This is a genomic window from Alicyclobacillus vulcanalis (assembly GCF_900156755.1).
GTDB classification, from domain to species: Bacteria; Bacillota; Bacilli; order Alicyclobacillales; family Alicyclobacillaceae; genus Alicyclobacillus; species Alicyclobacillus vulcanalis.
Window position 1 is genome coordinate 437654 of sequence record NZ_FTOO01000001.1, and the last position, 16403, is coordinate 454056.

Sequence of the window (16403 nt, forward strand, 5' to 3'; positions counted from 1 at the left end):
ACGGCCTTTTTGCGCATCTGACCCGCTATGCGCCTGCCTTCATCCATCTCAAGCCAATCCATCGAGCGGCGGCCACGAGGATGGCCAGGGCGATCACGACACCGGCTGCGACCGGCACCATGCTGGTCACGCCGCCCGACATGAACTGGACCCAGACGTAGATCGGCAGGCTGTACGGATGGTACGCCATCAGCATGGTCGCGCCAAATTCGCCCATCGCACGTGCGAAGGTGAGAGCGACCCCAGCCGTGATCGACCGAGCCGCGAGCGGGACGTACAGGCGCCAGAAGGTTGTCCAGCCGTCTGCGCCTTCAAGCCGAAAGGCTTCGTGCAGGTCTCGGGGAACCTCGGCGAAGCCCGCGCGGGACGTGAACACGAGAAACGGGCTCGTGACGTACCATTGGGACAACACGATGCCTGCCACGGACAACGTAAGCGGCAGGTGGTGAGCGGCCAAGAAGCCCCCGAGGGTCGTGTACGGCCCAAAGACGTCCATTAAGGCCACGCCGCCCACGATGGGCGGCAGCACGAGTGGCAGGACGAGCAACGTCTCCACCAACCACTTGCCGGGGAAGCGGGACCTGACGAGCAGATACGCCGCGGGCACGCCCAGCGCCGTGGACAGAGACGTCGAGATGGCGGCGCTCACGAGCGTCGTGGCGGCAGCGCGCAAAAGCTCCGGTTGCTCCCATGCCGACATCACCGCGCCGGGCGGCGCGTCCACAGCCAGCCGGATCATCGGCCAGAGCGCGTACGCCACGGCGACAAGACCCGCGGCGTACAGCGCAGACGTCCTCAGATTCCGCGACATCCAGTTCACCGCACAGCGATCGAGCGCAGGCTCGCAGGCACGCTTTGCACGTCTCCATAGAACTTGATGGGCGTTGGCGTGAATCCGTCGCGCATCAGAATCTGATGACCTTCACCCACCGTCATGTAGCGCACGAAGGCGGCTGCTTGCTGCGGGTGCGGGGCGTGCGTGAGCACCGTGATGGTGAAGAGGATCGGCGCGCCCTTGATCGTCTTGCCGCCGCCAGAGGGCGTCCACGACACCTTCGCATAGTCCTTCGCGAGCGCCGGATCGCCCAGGTTGATGGCGGCAGGCAGCGTGATGTACGGCACGTGCCACTCTATGGCCTCATGTTTATAGGCGATCACGGCATCCATTTGTCCGCTGGTGAGCTGCGCGATCAAATCCTCTTCCGGGAAGACCTGGGCCGGGTTTTCGTCGCTGCCGAGGATCCGCTTCTCCAGGTCGGGCTGATGGTAGTACGCCTCCGCCAGTTTCATCATGAGAATCGTATTGACGCCTTTCGGGTCCAGCTTCGGATCCGTCCGTCCAAAGCGAACGCCCGGCATCTCTAGAACTTGGTACCACGGGATCTTTCCTTGCGCCGCCTGCTGAAATTCCTTGACCTCTTTGCTCTTCGGCGAGTAGGCGATCACCAGCTCATCCGTCGCGAGCGTGGCGTACCAGCGGGCCGCATTGCCGTTGGAGGGTCCCATGAGATCGTTCACATCGACCGACGGAGAGGCGCTGATGAAAACGTCCGGGTTGGCGAGTTTGGACGTGATCATGTGCGCGAGTTCCGCCGATCCGGCCCCTTCGCCCTGGAAATTCACGTTGAGGGCCCGGTCCACGTTGGGCCGGATGACATCTTCCATGACGTGCGTCATGGAGCCCGCATACAGCACCGAGAGCGGCACCGGGCGCGCCGCGGTCGTCGAAGCCGCGCCGGTTGAGTTGGATGAATGTTGCGCGGGCTGTCCGCAGCCCGTGGCGACGGCCACAAGGCCCACCATCAATCCGCCTAAGCTCGCGCGCTTCCAATGCTTGCTCAACGTGTTTCTCATCGTCATCCCCCTAGGTGAGCTGTTTGAGATGGTGATCCATCTTTCCTGTCGCGACCACGTCGTAGGGTCCGTACGCCGCCAAATCCCTGCGAAACCGATCCGACTGAAGCACGTCCAAAATCCGTTGAACACCAGGTTGTTCGGCATGTGCGCGCGGGATGATGAGCCACGTGACCTCGTCGCGAATGGGAAGAAAGGTGACTTCCTCGGTCACGGCGGCTTCGTGGGCAACGCCCACGTCCGCGCCGCCAAACATCACGGCGCGGACCACCTCCTGATGCGTTTTGGCTTCCAGAGTGTAGCCCGGGACTTCGTCCGGAGAGACCCCCTCGCTGCGCAGCGCCTCGTCCACAAGCGCGCGTGCCCCGGCACCGCGCGGGCGATTGACGAGGCGGGGGCGGCCTTCGCGAAATCCTGCATCGACCATCCAGCGCTTTGGATTGTGGCGCGGCACCACCCATCCGATGCGCGAAGCGGCCAACGGCACGATGATCCACGATTTTCCGGACGCATGCGCCTGGATGTCCTCGAGCGTCCCGTGAAAACTGGCGATGTGGGTCGTGCCGCGCTCAAGCTCCGCTAAAGCGCTCTGGTTGGTGGCGAGGAAGTGAATGGCTTCGCATTCGCGGCAACGGCGATTGACCCAGGCGGCCAGCAACGAGAGCGCCGGATCGCACCCCGACAAGAAGACGCGCGCCATCTCCGGGCCGACAGGCGCGACCCAATCGATGCGTTCGCCCTCGCCGCGCAGGCCGTCGGCAGGAACAGGTTGAGCCGAGTCCTCGAGCGATCTCGCCACGCGAGCGCCCGCAATTTCCGCGAGTGCCACTCGCTCCAAGCCGAAGACACCCGTACCAGGGTGGGCAGTCGCATTTTGCTCCGGATCAAAGAGCGACTCCACCGTAGTACCCAGCGCTTTCGCCAGGCGCAAAGCGACATGCGTCGACGGACTCACTCTGCCCTGTTCAATGAGGCCCAATGCTTGGGGGGTGATCCCTGCACGCCGAGCGAGTTCAGACCTGGTGAGGCCTGCCAACTCCCGCAAGGGGCGCACAGCATTCGGGAACTTCATGCGCATCGCCTGCCTCGAAAGGATATTTTCAAGATAGCTCATTTAGCCTCAGAATGAAAGAATTTTTGCTGACCTGTTTCGCCCCATGGACCTGTGAATGCAAAAAGACTGCGAGAAGAGCGCGAATAGAAGGGGGGCGCTATGAAAATCATTCTGAATCGAAATGAAAGCGTTGACATGAAGGGGCGCATTCCGTATGATCACGGTGTTCGAGTTTGTGTAACCGTTTTATGAAACTGTTGCACAAGGAGGTGAGTGAGCTTGCGAGCGACCATCCGCGACGTCGCCAGAGCGGCGGGGGTATCAGCTGCGACCGTGTCGCGCGCCTTGAACCGTCCCGACCTGGTGGATCCCGAGACGTTGGAACGCGTTCGTAAGGCAATGGAGGAGATGTCTTATCAGCCGAGCGCCATCGCCCGGGGGCTTTCCGCGCGGCGGAGCGACACACTCGGGCTCATCGTACCCGGCATCACCGACTTCTTCTTCAACGAGCTGTACAAGGGCATCGATCGCGCGAGTCAACAACACGGAATGAAAGTGCTTCTGTACGACTCTGAACACTCGCGTGAACGGGCGTTTGAAGGGTTCTCGATTCTCAGCGGGTATCAGGTCTCGGGCATCATCTTCACCAGCAAACTGGTCACTGAGGATTATGATCCCATCCTTCAGCGCCTGAACGTGCCGGTCGTCTTGACGCTGACGCAGAGCGCTGCTAAGACACCCCTGACCGCCTTTCGCATCGACGAAGTGCGCGCCATGTTCGACGTCGTCGCGTACCTGGTGTCACGTGGACACCGCCAAATCGCGATGATCGCTGGCAAGCTATGGGACGACAGGACCGGAGAACTGCGCTTGGAAGGATACCGCGAGGGTTTGCGCCATTTTGGCATTGAGTATTGCGATGCGCGCGTCGAGTTCGGGCAGTACCGCTTCGACGATGGCTATCAGGCCATGCAGCGCCTGCTGGAGCGTATCCACGACGTGCCTTTTACGGCCGTCTGCGCAGCGTCGGATGAGATGGCGCTTGGCGCCATCCGCTGTCTGAACGATCACGGCTATCAGGTGCCGGAGGACATCTCGGTCATGGGATTTGACGATCTTCCCATCGCCCGCATGGTGACACCTCGGCTGACCACGGTCGCGCAGCCCTTCCTCGAAATCGGCGAGGCGGCCGTGAAATGGCTGATACGCGCGGCATCGCAACCTCCTTCGCCTTCCGAGATCGGGGATTACCTGTTGCCTCATCGCCTGGTGGAGCGCGAGTCGGTGCGCTCCGTAACGTGAGAGTTGAAGGCGTAAGCGAAGCATGGCTTTTGAACTTTTCGATGGGGGTATGTGCAGATGAAGAACAAGGTCAAACGGTGGACAAGTGTCGCACTCGCCAGTTCTGCGGCGGCAGCGCTCGTGGTCGGGTGCGGACAAGCGAACGCGCCCGCTGGTCAAGCGAGCGCCAACGGAAGCGCCTCTACGGCGAGCCCTTCCAGCCAGATGGTGAATGTGGACGGGGTGAAGATTGCGAAGCCTGTACACCTTGTGAACTACAAAAATGCATCGGGCACGATTGTGTGGGCCGAGTCGTTCACGACGGGCCCCACGGCGAGCGAATTGGTCTCCGCATTTGAGAAGAAGTATCCGAAAATCAAGGTACGGCTTCAAGTTCAGCCGTCGAACACGGACACCAACCGAGCGGACTTGACCGCTTCCATCAGCGGTGGCTCCTCTACGCCAGACGTGTACATGGGAGACGTGATTTGGCCAGCGCAGTTTGCGCACAACCAGCTGGCCGCCCCCTTGTCCGACTACCTGCCGACGTCTTTCTGGTCGCGTTTTTCAAATGGATTGGTTGCCGGCGCGACGTACAACGGCAAAGTCTATGCGGCGCCCTTGTTTGCCGACACGGCCTTCTTGTATTACCGCAAGGATCTCTTGGCGAAGTACCATCTCGCGGTTCCGAAGACGTGGCAGCAGCTCCAGAGCGAGGCTTCGTACATCGTCAAACACGGTGGAGCGAAATACGGCTTTGTCTGGCAGGGCGCTGATTACGAGGGACTCACCTGTGATTTCGACGAGTATTTGGCGGATGCAGGCGGCAGCGTTCTGACGAACGGCAAAGCCTCGTTGAACACCGCCGCGGCCCGGCAGGCGCTGTCTTTCATGCGCGGGCTGATCACCTCAGGGGTTACGCCGCAGTCGGTCGACACGTTCCAAGAGCCTCAGTCGGAGAACGTGTTTACGCAGGGCAATGCCGTTTTCCTCCGCAACTGGTCGTACGCGTGGTCGGACTCGCAGAACCCCTCGAGCTCGAAGGTCGTGGGCAAGGTCGGCGTTGCCCCACTTCCAACCTTTGCAGGACATGGAACGAGCGGATATAGCACGGTCGGTGGGTGGGACTTGTACCTGAATCCACACACCAAAAACCTGGCGGCCGCGCTCCAGTTCATCGACTGGATGACCAGCCCTCAGGCGCAGGAAATCTTGGCAGCCAACTCGGAGATGCCGACCATCAAGGCGGTGGCGGACAGCCCATCGCTGGCCAAGTACAGCCCGGTATTCGCGTTGCTGCCCAAGGTCAAGTTCGTGTCTCGTCCCGCCCAGACGCCGAACTATCCGGCGGTGTCCAAGGCTATTTACGACAACGTCAATGCGGCGTTGGCGGGAAGTGTATCCGTCGATCAGGCGCTGAAAGACGCGAATCAACAAATTCAGCAGGCGCTGAGCGGAAGCGGCTCGGGCGGCCTCTGAGATGCGCGGCGGGCGCTTGCGCCCGCCCCATCAAGCTCATCCAGCTGGTCTTCGCAGCGCGCATCGTGGAGCGAGAAAGGAGGGCGAGCAGAAATGTCTAAGGTCATGGAAGCCGGGCAAGCGCCGCGAGTTACGAGTCGTCGGGCAAGCGTGGCGCGTCACGACGTGCGAGCTGGATTCGGCATGCTCACGCCCGCCGGCATTGTCATCTTGGCCGTAACGATTTTTCCGATTCTCTACTCCATCTGGATGAGCTTTAATAACATTCAGCTGACTGAAAACGGATTTCAGTTTACCTTTAACGGCATTCAGAACTATGTTGACGTCTATTCCGCTCCGCTCTTCTGGCACAGTGTTTGGTTCACAGTGTACTATTCCGTCGTGACGGTGGCCATTGAGCTGTTTTTGGGTTTGCTGATTGCGCTCGCCATTCAAAATGTGGAGAAGCTCAAGAGCATCTCGGTCGTGGTGATGCTCATTCCCTGGTCACTCATCACGGTCATCTCGGCCGAAATGTGGGGTTATATTTACAACGGTGTGTACGGGGTCCTGAATGCCATTCTCCAGGCGCTCGGCTTGATCCATAATCCCGTCAACTGGACGGGCGAGCCGGTCACGGCTGTCATCGCCCTCATGGCGGCTGACATCTGGAAAACCACACCGTTCGTCGTCATTATTCTCTTGAGTGGCTTGCAGATGATTCCGAAAGACTACTATGAAGCGGCACGGATCGACGGGGCGAACGGCTGGCAGACGTTCTGGAACGTGACCTTCCCGCAGCTGCGCGGAAGCATTGCCATTGCTGGCCTCTTCCGCATTCTGCAGGCTTTTGGAATCTTCGATCTGCCCTTTGTGCTCACCCAAGGCGGACCCGGATCTGCGACAACTTCGTTGGCCATGCTCGGAGAGGAGACGCTCTTCACCAACCTTCACTTTGGGCTCGGGGCGGCGGTTGCAGTCAGTACGGTCATCCTCATCCTGGGGGCCTGCCTGATGTTCCTGTCGGCCTTTCGCGGAATGGTCGGGGAGGAAGCGCAATGAAAAAGCCACTGTATCAGCGTATCATCGGCTACGTCGTGCTCATCTTCTTTCTCGTGGTGATTTTGCTTCCGTTTTATTGGATGTTCATCACCTCGTTCGAACCCAACGCCGATATCAGCGCCTATCCGCCCGCATACTTCCCTGCCCACTGGACGCTGTCCCATTACCGTGAGGCCTTCGGCCAATTTCACTTTGGGCGGTACATCTTGAACAGCGTGATCGTGGCGATCACGTCCACGTTCTTTGTTCTGCTGTTCGGTTCCATGGCGGGGTTTGCCATTGCCCGTCTCCCGCTGAAGGGCAAGCAGCCCATGCTCATTTTTCTGCTCATCATCTCGGTGTTTCCACCGCTTGTCGTGATCACGCCGCTTTACATGTTGCTCCGGGATGTGGGCTGGCTGGACTCGTACCAGGCGCTCATCATCCCATACACGGCGTTCAATCTCCCGTTTTCCATCTGGATTCTGCGCAACTATTTTCTGCAGGTACCGGGTGCGCTGTTTGAGGCGGCGAAGATCGACGGAGCGTCGGTTTTCATGTCGTATTGGCGGATTTTCTTGCCGCTGACGACGCCCGGTCTGTTCACTGCCGCCGTCTTTACCTTCGTCGCATGCTGGACCGAATTCTTCATGGCGCTCGTATTCAATCCCGATAACACCATGCGCACCATTCCGGTAGGCATCGCGTTGTTCAGCGGGCAATACACCGTTCCCTATGGCACCATCTTTGCCGGTTCGGTCGTGTCCATCGTGCCCATTGTGGTTCTCGTCGTCATCTTCCGCCGGTGGATCGTGTCCGGGTTGACGCAGGGCGCCGTCAAAGGCTAACTTGGCCATATCTCGGGTGGCGACGGAGGGTGAAGATGTACGACGTGATGGGCATTGGTGAAGTGTTGATCGATTTCAGCGTCGTGTCGTCCGCAGGTGTCCCGCAGATGTTCGGATCGGCAGGAGGCGCACCTGCAAACGTGCTCGCGGCCGTCGCAAAGCTCGGCGGCCGATGCCGAATGGTGTCCGCCGTGGGTGCGGACGCTTTCGGCGACTTCCTGCGCGATGCACTCTCGACGCTCGGCATCGAGGTGGACAGCGTGATCAGCGTGGAGGCGCGCACCACGCTGGCCTTCGTCCACATTGCGGGGGACGGCGAGCGCTCGTTTTCGTTTGAGCGAAATCCAGGCGCGGATACGAGGCTGCGACCCGAGGACCTTTCCCCCGCGTGGTTCGCGGATGCGAAAGTCGTCCACGTCGGGTCGCTCGCGCTTTCCCATGAACCCGCTCGCTCCGCGGTCCATCGCGCGCTGGAACTCGCGGGCGATCACGGCCGCGTCGTGACCTTTGACATGAATTACCGGCCTGCGCTGTGGAGCCGCCCGGTCGAGGCTGTGGGCCAAGCGTTCGACGTGATCGCCCGCGCGCACGTGGTCAAGAGTTCGGAGGAGGAGCTCCTCCTTCTCACAGGAAACCGTCAACCGGATGAGGCGCTCCTCCAGTTGGCGAAGGCCTTTCCAGGCACTCGCTTTCTAGGGACCCTGGGGCGCGACGGATCGCTCGTCGCCATCGACGGCCTGTGCCACCACGTTCCATCCATCCCCGTGGAAGCGGTGGATACGACGGCTGCTGGCGACGCATTTTTCGGCGCGCTTTTGTACCAATTGACGCGCGACGCCGATCTCCCCGACGTCAAACATCGCCTTGACGACAGCTTATTCTGGCGTTCCGCACTGCGGTTTGCCAATATTGCTGGGGCGATCGCGGCGACGCGGCGAGGGGCCATCGACTCGCTTCCCTCGCTTTCCGACATTTTGGAACATATGCCTGCTTGACACGTCGCCGAGAGAGACGGTATAAAGGAGCAAAATGTCCAGAAACGTCAGGCGAGGCTCCTCTGGGGCACCGGCGACAGAGTCAGGGAGGAAGCGTGGCACATGCAGATACCCATCGGCCTCTTGGGATGTGGCACCGTAGGCGCAGGCGTGGTATCGCTGGTGCGCAGAAGGGCGGATCGCGTCGCGGACATGACCGGTCTGCGCCCCGTGATTCGCAGAATTCTCGTCCGAGACTTGCACAAGGACCGCGGTGTGCATTTTGAGGATGAACAGCTCACCACCTCGGCAGAAGATATCCTCGGGGATCCTGAGATTCAGATTGTCGTGGAGACTATTGGCGGCATCGAGCCGGCGCGAACGTACATTCTTGAGGCCCTTGCGCGCAAGAAGCACGTCGTGACCGCTAACAAGGACCTCATCGCCCTCCACGGGCCGGAGATTCTTCAGACGGCTGCCGCCAACGGCGTGAGCATTTTGTTTGAGGCGTCGGTCGGCGGCGCGATTCCGCTGCTCGGTCCGCTGCAAGAGAATCTGACCGCCAACGAGGTCACGGATCTCAAGGGGATTATTAACGGGACGACCAATTTCATCTTATCGAAGATGGCCGAAGAGGGCCTCGACTTCGACGAGGCGCTGGCGCTCGCCCAGGAGCTGGGCTACGCCGAGGCCGATCCGTCGAGCGACGTGGACGGGCTTGACGCGGCCCGGAAGCTCGTCATTTTGGCATCCATTGCGTTCCACACCGAGGTGCACTTGGCGGACGTCCGCGTCGAGGGCATTCGGCACGTCACGGCGAGCGACGTGCGCTACGCGGATGAGGCGGGGTACGTCATCAAGCTGCTCGCCGACGGGCGGGATCGAAACGGGCGCTTGTCGCTGTCGGTCAGGCCAACCCTCATCCCGAAGAGCCATCCGCTGGCCCACGTGTCGGACGCGTTTAACGCGCTTTTCGTCCGCGGCGATGCCGCTGGCGACCTGATGTTTTTCGGTCGAGGCGCTGGCCGCATGCCGACCGCGAGCGCGGTGGTTGGGGACATCATCGCCCTGGTGCGCAACCTCAAGCTCGGGGTCATCACCAGTTGGCCGTACGCCCTTGCTGGAAGCCGGAAGCCGGTTGTCGACTTTGAAGACGACCTCTACAAGTTCTACTTCCGGCTCCTCGCGGCTGACCAGCCGGGCGTCTTCGCGCAGGTCGCACACCTGTTTGGCGAAATGCGCGTGAGTATGGAAACGGTGTTGCAAAAGCGCGTGGCGGGCGGACAGGCCGAGATCGTCATCGTGACGCACGAGATCCAGGGGAAGTTGGCACATGAGGTGGCGACGAGGCTGCGCGCGATACCGCAGATTGCGGTGGAAGCGGTCATGCCGGTCGAACCGGTGGCGGAATGAGCGGGGCGCTTCGGCGCCCTAGTTCTTTTGCGGCGGCTGTGTTGTGGGGAAGACGGGCCTGGTTCAGAAAAAGCCTTTTCGGCGCGAGCGTGTAACCGATTTCATGAATGAGACAGGGCGCACGGCAATTGACAGCGCGGGCCGAGCGTACTACAATGACGAGCAAGTCATCCAATTCGCGTGACAATTCGAGTGCTTCAGGCACTTGAGTTGGCGGTGCTGTTTTGACGGAATATTTCGTCAATCGATCTTTGCCAACCATGAAGACACGCGAGAGAGAAACTCGCCATCCGGGCGAGAGAGGGGCGTTGGACGTGGCATCACAGGTGTTTCTCGACGGTGAATTTGTCTCCAGGGACAGAGCGAGCGTGTCGGTTTTCGATCACGGCCTCCTTTACGGCGACGGCGTCTTCGAAGGCATCCGCGCCTATGACGGAAACGTATTCCGCCTGAAACCGCACATGGATCGCCTGTATCGTTCCGCGAAATCTATCCTTCTTGAAATCCCATATACCCAAGATGAGCTGACAGAGCTCGTGTGTGAGACGGTTCGCCGCAATGCGTTGACTTCGGCCTACATTCGGCTCGTGGTGACGCGTGGAAGCGGCGATTTGGGGCTTAACCCCTACAACTGCTCGAAGGCGCGCGTCTTTATCATCGCGGAGCAGCTGTCCATGTTTCCCAAGGCGCTCTACGAGCAGGGCATTCAAGCCATCACTGCGGCAACGCGCCGGATGCGCGGGGACGTTCTGAACCCCAAGATCAAGTCGCTTAACTATCTCAATAATATTCTGATAAAAATGGAAGCCATGCACGCCGGGGCCAATGAAGCCATCGTGCTCAATCATGAGGGATACGTGGTGGAAGGGTCTGGCGAAAACATTTTTCTCGTGCGGGATGGCGTGCTCGTGACCCCGCCGTCGTATCTCGGGGCGCTCGAGGGCATCACTCGCCAGGCCGTGATCGACCTGGCGCCGTCGCTCGGCCTCGAAGTCCGGCAGGAGCCCTTCACGCAGCACGACGTGTATGTCGCCGATGAGGTGTTTCTCACGGGGACGGCCGCGGAAATCGTGCCTGTGGTCGGGGTGGATCGCCGCACGATTGGGGACGGCGTGCCTGGCCCCGTGACGAAGCGGGTCCATGCGGCGTTTCAGGAAATCGTCCGGTCGGACGGGATCCGGTTGGAAGCGGCTCGCGTGTGATGCGGCTCCGACGTTCACGAGTCAGGCAGCGCCCAGGGTTTCCGGAAACCGCGGAACGCGGCTGACGGTCCCCTACATGCTAAGACTAGAAAGCCAAGAACCGGGCTAGACAGAGAAGGTTTTGCGAGGAGTGGCTCACGAATGAGAAGCGACATGATCAAGAAGGGCGTGGACCGGGCGCCTCACAGGGCCCTGCTCTACGCGACGGGCGTCAAACCCCGGGATTTGACGAAACCGTTCATCGGCGTCTGCAACTCGTATGTCGACATCGTGCCGGGTCACGTTCATCTGCGCGAATTTGCGGAAGTCGTGAAAGATGCCATTCGCCAGGCCGGCGGCGTGCCTTTTGAGTTCAACACCATCGGCGTGGACGACGGGATCGCCATGGGACACATCGGCATGCGGTATTCGTTGGCGAGCCGGGAACTCATTGCCGATTCGGCCGAGACGATGATCAACGCGCACTGGTTCGACGGCGTCTTTTTCATCCCCAACTGTGACAAAATCACGCCAGGCATGCTCATGGCGGCGGTCCGGTGCAATGTGCCGGCCGTGTTCGTCTCGGGCGGACCCATGGAGGCGGGAAGGTCGCGGACCGGGCGACCCCTGTCCCTGAGCTCCGTGTTTGAAGGCGTGGGACAGTACATGAGCGGCCAGATCTCCGAGGACGATCTGCTTGATCTCGAGCGGAACGCGTGTCCAACCTGTGGCTCGTGTTCGGGCATGTTCACTGCGAACTCGATGAACTGCATCATGGAAATGCTGGGCATCGCGCTCCCCGGGAATGGCACGCTGGTTGCCACCTCGAAGGAACGGCATGAACTCATCTACGAGGCCGCGAAGCACCTCATCCGCATGGTCGAACAGGACGTTCGCCCGCGGGACATCATCACGCGAGAGGCGATCGACGACGCCTTTGCGTTGGACATGGCCATGGGCGGATCGACCAACACCGTTCTTCACCTGATGGCCATCGCCCACGAGGCGGGCATCGACTATTCCCTGAGCGAAATCAACGAAATTGCCAAACGAGTGCCGTATCTCGCGAAGATCAGCCCGGCGTCCGAGTACAGCATTCAGGACGTGCATCGCGCGGGCGGCGTGTCGGCCATCATTCGCGAGCTGTGCGAGCACACGGACGCCGTGCACCGGGACCGCATCACGGTCACGGGCAAGACGCTGTACGAGCAGGTGAAGGACGCGAAGATCCTGGATGAGCGAGTGATTCGCCCGGCGTCCAACCCGTACAGCCGGGAGGGCGGGCTGTCCATCCTCTTCGGCAACCTTGCACCGGACGGTGCCGTGTTGAAGGTCGGCGCGGTCGATCCCGACATTCAGCGGTTCGTCGGGCGAGCCATCTGTTTCAATTCGCAAGACGAAGCGATGGAAGGCATCAACAGTGGCAAGGTGCAGCCGGGGCATGTCGTCGTGATTCGCTACGAGGGGCCGAAGGGCGGGCCGGGGATGCCGGAAATGCTCGCGCCGACCTCATCCATCGTGGGACGCGGCCTTGGGCGAGACGTGGCACTCATCACAGACGGCCGGTTTTCGGGGGCTACCCGCGGAATTTGTGTCGGGCACATCTCGCCCGAAGCTGGCGTCGGTGGTCCCATTGCGCTCGTGAAAGATGGGGACGAAATCGAGATCGACATCCCCAACCGCACCATCACCCTTCGCGTCTCGGACGAAGAACTTGCAGCGCGCCGGGCGAGATATGAGCCCCCGGCCAAGGAGAAGCTCACGGGCTACCTGGCGCGGTATCAGAAGCTGGTCACGTCGGCGAACACCGGCGCCGTGTTGACGGTGGACGCATGAGAACCCTTGTGGAGAGGAGGAAACGCGATGCCTGGGATGTCGAAGCGAGCGGATGACGCGACGTTGTCGCGCGCTCAGGAAGGCACGGCAGTTTGGATGAAGGGTGCCGACATGGTGGTAGAGGCGCTGCGCCGGGAGCAGGTTGAGGTCATCTTTGGGTATCCTGGTGGCGCGGTCCTGCCGCTGTACGACGCGCTCTATCAATGCGGCATTCGCCACGTGTTGACCCGCCACGAACAGGGCGCCATTCACGCGGCGGAGGGTTACGCGCGCGTAACCGGGAAACCGGGCGTCGTGATCGCCACAAGTGGTCCGGGCGCCACCAATCTCGTCACCGGCCTGGCGGACGCCATGATGGACAGCATTCCGCTCGTCGCCATCACGGGTCAGGTGGCGAAGACGGTGATTGGAACCGACGCGTTCCAAGAGACCTCCATCATCGGCATCTCGACGCCCATCACGAAACATAACTACCAAATACGCAGTGCGGCGGAAATTCCGCGGGTTTTCAAAGAGGCCTTTCACATCGCGAACTCCGGCCGAAAGGGGCCGGTTCTCATCGATATCCCGAAGGACGTTTCCGGCGAAGAGGCTTGGTTTGACTACGAGGAGCCGCCGCAGTTGCCGGGATATCAACCGACCATCGTGCCGCACCACATGCAGATCCGCAAGCTGATGCACGGTCTGCAGCACGCGAAACGTCCGGTCGTCCTGGCGGGCGCGGGGATCCTGCACGCGCGGGCGACGGAGAAGCTTCTCGCGTTCGTGGAGAAGTATCAGCTCCCCGTCGTGCAGACGCTGCTCGGCCTCGGCGGCTTTCCGGCGTCCCATCCGCTTTGCCTCGGCATGGGCGGGATGCACGGGAGTGCGGCGGCCAACAAGGCGCTTTACGAGACGGACTTCCTCATCAACCTGGGCGCGCGCTTCGATGATCGCCTGACGGGGAAGCTCGAGCATTTTGCGCCGCAAGCGACGGTCGCACACATCGATATCGATCCGGCGGAGATTGGCAAGAACGTGCCGACCGATATTCCAGTGGTCGGCGACGTCGGCGAGGCGCTGTCGATGATGCTGAGCATCGACGTGCCAGCGCCGGACGCAGAAGCGTGGCGAGAGGAACTCCTGCGCGTGAAACGGGAGTTGCCGTTCTGGTGGGTGCAGGACGGATCGCGCATCAAACCGCAGCGGCTCATCGCGGAAATTGCGCGATTGACCAAGGACCGAGCCGTGGTCACCACCGATGTCGGCCAGCATCAGATGTGGGCAGCTCAGTTCTTCCCGCTGGATAAGCCGGATCGATGGGTCACCTCGGGCGGACTTGGGACCATGGGCTTTGGCCTGCCGGCCGCCATCGGCGCGCACTTTGGACAGCCGGACAAACTCGTGGTGGCGATCCTCGGCGACGCGGGATTCCAGATGACGCTGCAGGAACTCGCGGTCATCGGCGAGTTCCAGCTGCCCATCAAAGTGGTCATCGTGAACAACAGCGCGCTAGGCATGGTGCGGCAGTGGCAGGAGCTGTTCCACGGCGAGCGCTATTCGGAATCTCTCCTGCCGTGGCAGCCGGACTTCGTGAAACTGGGCGAGGCGTATCGCATTCCATCGCTGCGCGTGGAGCGCGACGAGGAATTGACCGCTGCCCTCGAGGCGTTCTTTGCGCAACCCGGTCCTGGGCTTCTGGAGTGCGTGGTCGATCCCGAAGAAAACGTCTATCCCATGGTGGCCCCCGGCACGGGCATTCACCAAATGGTGGGGGTGAAACCATGACGCCCGTGCTTTCCGTGTTGGTGCACAACAAGCCCGGTGTGCTGAACCGCATCACGGCGCTGTTCATGCGCAAGGGATTCAATATTCAGAGCCTGACCGTGTGTATCACGGAGAATCCGGAGCTCTCGCGCATGACGATTGTGATGAGCGATATGGACGAAGCGGCGCTGGAGCAAGTCATGAAGCAGCTTCACAAGCAAATCGACGTGCTCAAGGTGACCGACCTGACCGACCAAGCCATGGTGGCGCGCGAACTCGCGCTCATCCGAGTGGTGAGCCCCATCCAGGAGCGGTCCATCATTCATTCGCTCATCGAGCCTTTCCGGGCCAACATCGTCGATGTCGGCCGCGAGACGGTCACGGTCCAGGTGACGGGCGACGCGGAGAAGATTGATGCGCTGATTGCGCTGTTGCGGCCGTATGGCATCCGCGAGCTCGCGCGCACCGGGTTGACGGCGCTCCCGCGCGAGGCCGCTTCTTCTGCCGATCCAAAACGCTCTGGGGAAGCCCAGGTCCTGCACATCTAATTGCATTCCGCAGAGAGCACAGCCGCGAGGCGGGCGGGCCCATCGGTCCCGCCGGCCTTTCGCGAAACGCGTGCTCGCCATACAACTTCTACATATGCGAGGAGTGGATGACATGGAAAAAATCTATTACGACGCGGACATCTCGATTCAACCGTTGGCGGACAAGCGCATCGCTGTGATCGGATACGGGTCGCAGGGGCATGCACACGCGCAAAACCTGAGAGATAGCGGCTTTGACGTCGTCATCGGGCTTCGGCCGGGATCGTCCTGGGCCAAGGCGGAAGCGGACGGCTTCCGGGTGATGGCTGTGGGCGAGGCCGTGGAGGAATCGGACGTCATCATGGTCCTCTTGCCGGACGAGCGCCAGCCGGCCGTGTATGAGCGCGAGATTCGGCCGTATCTGACGGCCGGGAAGGCGCTGGCCTTTGCGCACGGGTTCAACATCCACTTCTCGCAGATTCAGCCGCCGAAAGATGTCGACGTGTTCATGGTGGCGCCGAAAGGCCCGGGCCATTTGGTGCGCCGCGTGTACGAAGCGGGTGGTGGCGTCCCGGCGCTCATCGCGGTTCACCAGGACGCGAGCGGGCAAGCGAAGGACCTCGCGCTCGCGTACGCTCGCGGCATCGGCGCTGGCCGAGCGGGCATTCTGACCACGACGTTCCGCGAGGAGACCGAGACGGACCTGTTCGGCGAGCAGGCGGTGCTGTGCGGCGGCCTTTCGGCGCTCATCAAGGCGGGCTTCGAGACGCTCGTGGAGGCCGGGTATCAGCCGGAAATTGCGTACTTCGAGTGCCTGCACGAGATGAAGCTGATTGTCGACCTGATTTACGAAGGCGGCCTGGAATACATGCGGTATTCCATCTCGGACACGGCCCAGTGGGGCGACTTCACGTCGGGCCCGCGTGTCATCAATGAGGAGACAAAGAAGGAGATGCGGCGCATCCTCGCGGACATTCAGAGCGGTGCGTTCGCCAAGAGCTGGATTCTGGAAAACCAGGCCAACCGCCCGATGTTCAACGCCATCAACCGACGGGAGCTCGAGCATCCCATCGAGGTGGTGGGCCGCAAGCTGCGGAGCATGATGCCGTTCATCCAGGCGAAGCGTCCCGGGGACGATCGCGTCCCGGCGACGGCGGAGCGGGCGTGATCGCCCCTTGCCAAGGAGCGCG

At 61.3% G+C, this 16403-nt stretch carries 14 protein-coding genes; 11 read left to right on the forward strand and 3 right to left on the reverse strand.

Annotation, left to right across the window (positions count from 1 at the left end; translation table 11 throughout):
* Positions 1-25: 25 nt before the first annotated feature.
* From BW934_RS02130 to BW934_RS02140, 3 genes are read right to left on the reverse strand one after another with little or no spacing between them, the layout of a single operon-like run.
* Positions 26-811, reverse strand: a complete 786-nt coding sequence (locus BW934_RS02130) for an ABC transporter permease subunit (protein WP_076344557.1) — start codon at positions 809-811, stop codon at positions 26-28.
* Between the two features lie 5 nt (positions 812-816).
* Entirely contained in the window at positions 817-1854 is a 1038-nt protein-coding gene (locus tag BW934_RS02135; RefSeq protein WP_084182426.1) for an extracellular solute-binding protein, read from the reverse strand.
* 10 nt (positions 1855-1864) lie between these two features.
* On the reverse strand, positions 1865-2932 hold the full coding sequence (locus tag BW934_RS02140; protein WP_234969467.1) for a substrate-binding domain-containing protein: 1068 nt from the start codon (positions 2930-2932) through the stop codon (positions 1865-1867).
* Between the two features lie 249 nt (positions 2933-3181).
* Here BW934_RS02140 and BW934_RS02145 point away from each other — a divergent pair, with 249 nt between their 5' ends.
* The 11 genes from BW934_RS02145 to ilvC all read left to right on the forward strand — a co-directional run bounded on the left by BW934_RS02145 (position 3182) and on the right by ilvC (position 16381).
* Positions 3182-4210: a LacI family DNA-binding transcriptional regulator gene (locus tag BW934_RS02145; protein WP_234969468.1), complete on the forward strand. Its 1029-nt coding sequence runs from the start codon at positions 3182-3184 to the stop codon at positions 4208-4210.
* Between the two features lie 57 nt (positions 4211-4267).
* Positions 4268-5668 carry an ABC transporter substrate-binding protein gene (locus BW934_RS02150; RefSeq protein WP_076344565.1) on the forward strand — a complete coding sequence of 467 codons (1401 nt, stop codon included), beginning with the start codon at positions 4268-4270 and terminating at the stop codon, positions 5666-5668.
* A 93-nt stretch (positions 5669-5761) separates the two neighbouring features.
* A complete protein-coding gene (locus BW934_RS02155; protein ID WP_076344567.1) occupies positions 5762-6709 on the forward strand; it encodes a carbohydrate ABC transporter permease in 948 nt (315 codons plus the stop codon).
* On the forward strand, positions 6706-7536 hold the full coding sequence (locus BW934_RS02160; protein WP_076344569.1) for a carbohydrate ABC transporter permease: 831 nt from the start codon (positions 6706-6708) through the stop codon (positions 7534-7536). The genes BW934_RS02155 and BW934_RS02160 overlap by 4 nt, the downstream gene beginning before the upstream one ends.
* A 35-nt stretch (positions 7537-7571) precedes the next feature.
* The gene (locus tag BW934_RS02165) at positions 7572-8531 is read left to right on the forward strand and encodes a carbohydrate kinase family protein (protein WP_076344571.1); all 960 of its coding nucleotides are present in this window, start codon (positions 7572-7574) and stop codon (positions 8529-8531) included.
* Positions 8532-8633: 102 nt separating this feature from the next.
* Positions 8634-9923: a homoserine dehydrogenase gene (locus tag BW934_RS02170; protein ID WP_076344573.1), complete on the forward strand. Its 1290-nt coding sequence runs from the start codon at positions 8634-8636 to the stop codon at positions 9921-9923.
* Positions 9924-10237: 314 nt separating this feature from the next.
* Positions 10238-11125 carry a branched-chain-amino-acid transaminase gene (gene ilvE, locus BW934_RS02175; protein WP_076344575.1) on the forward strand — a complete coding sequence of 296 codons (888 nt, stop codon included), beginning with the start codon at positions 10238-10240 and terminating at the stop codon, positions 11123-11125.
* A gap of 141 nt (positions 11126-11266) precedes the next feature.
* The gene (gene ilvD, locus BW934_RS02180) at positions 11267-12940 is read left to right on the forward strand and encodes a dihydroxy-acid dehydratase (protein WP_076344577.1); all 1674 of its coding nucleotides are present in this window, start codon (positions 11267-11269) and stop codon (positions 12938-12940) included.
* Between the two features lie 36 nt (positions 12941-12976).
* Complete coding sequence (ilvB, locus tag BW934_RS02185) at positions 12977-14707, forward strand: biosynthetic-type acetolactate synthase large subunit (protein WP_076344720.1); 1731 nt, start codon at positions 12977-12979, stop codon at positions 14705-14707.
* A complete protein-coding gene (ilvN, locus tag BW934_RS02190; RefSeq protein WP_076344579.1) occupies positions 14704-15234 on the forward strand; it encodes an acetolactate synthase small subunit in 531 nt (176 codons plus the stop codon). Before ilvB ends, ilvN begins: the two co-directional genes overlap by 4 nt.
* A gap of 112 nt (positions 15235-15346) precedes the next feature.
* Positions 15347-16381, forward strand: a complete 1035-nt coding sequence (gene ilvC, locus BW934_RS02195; RefSeq protein WP_076344581.1) for a ketol-acid reductoisomerase — start codon at positions 15347-15349, stop codon at positions 16379-16381.
* Positions 16382-16403: the final 22 nt, after the last annotated feature.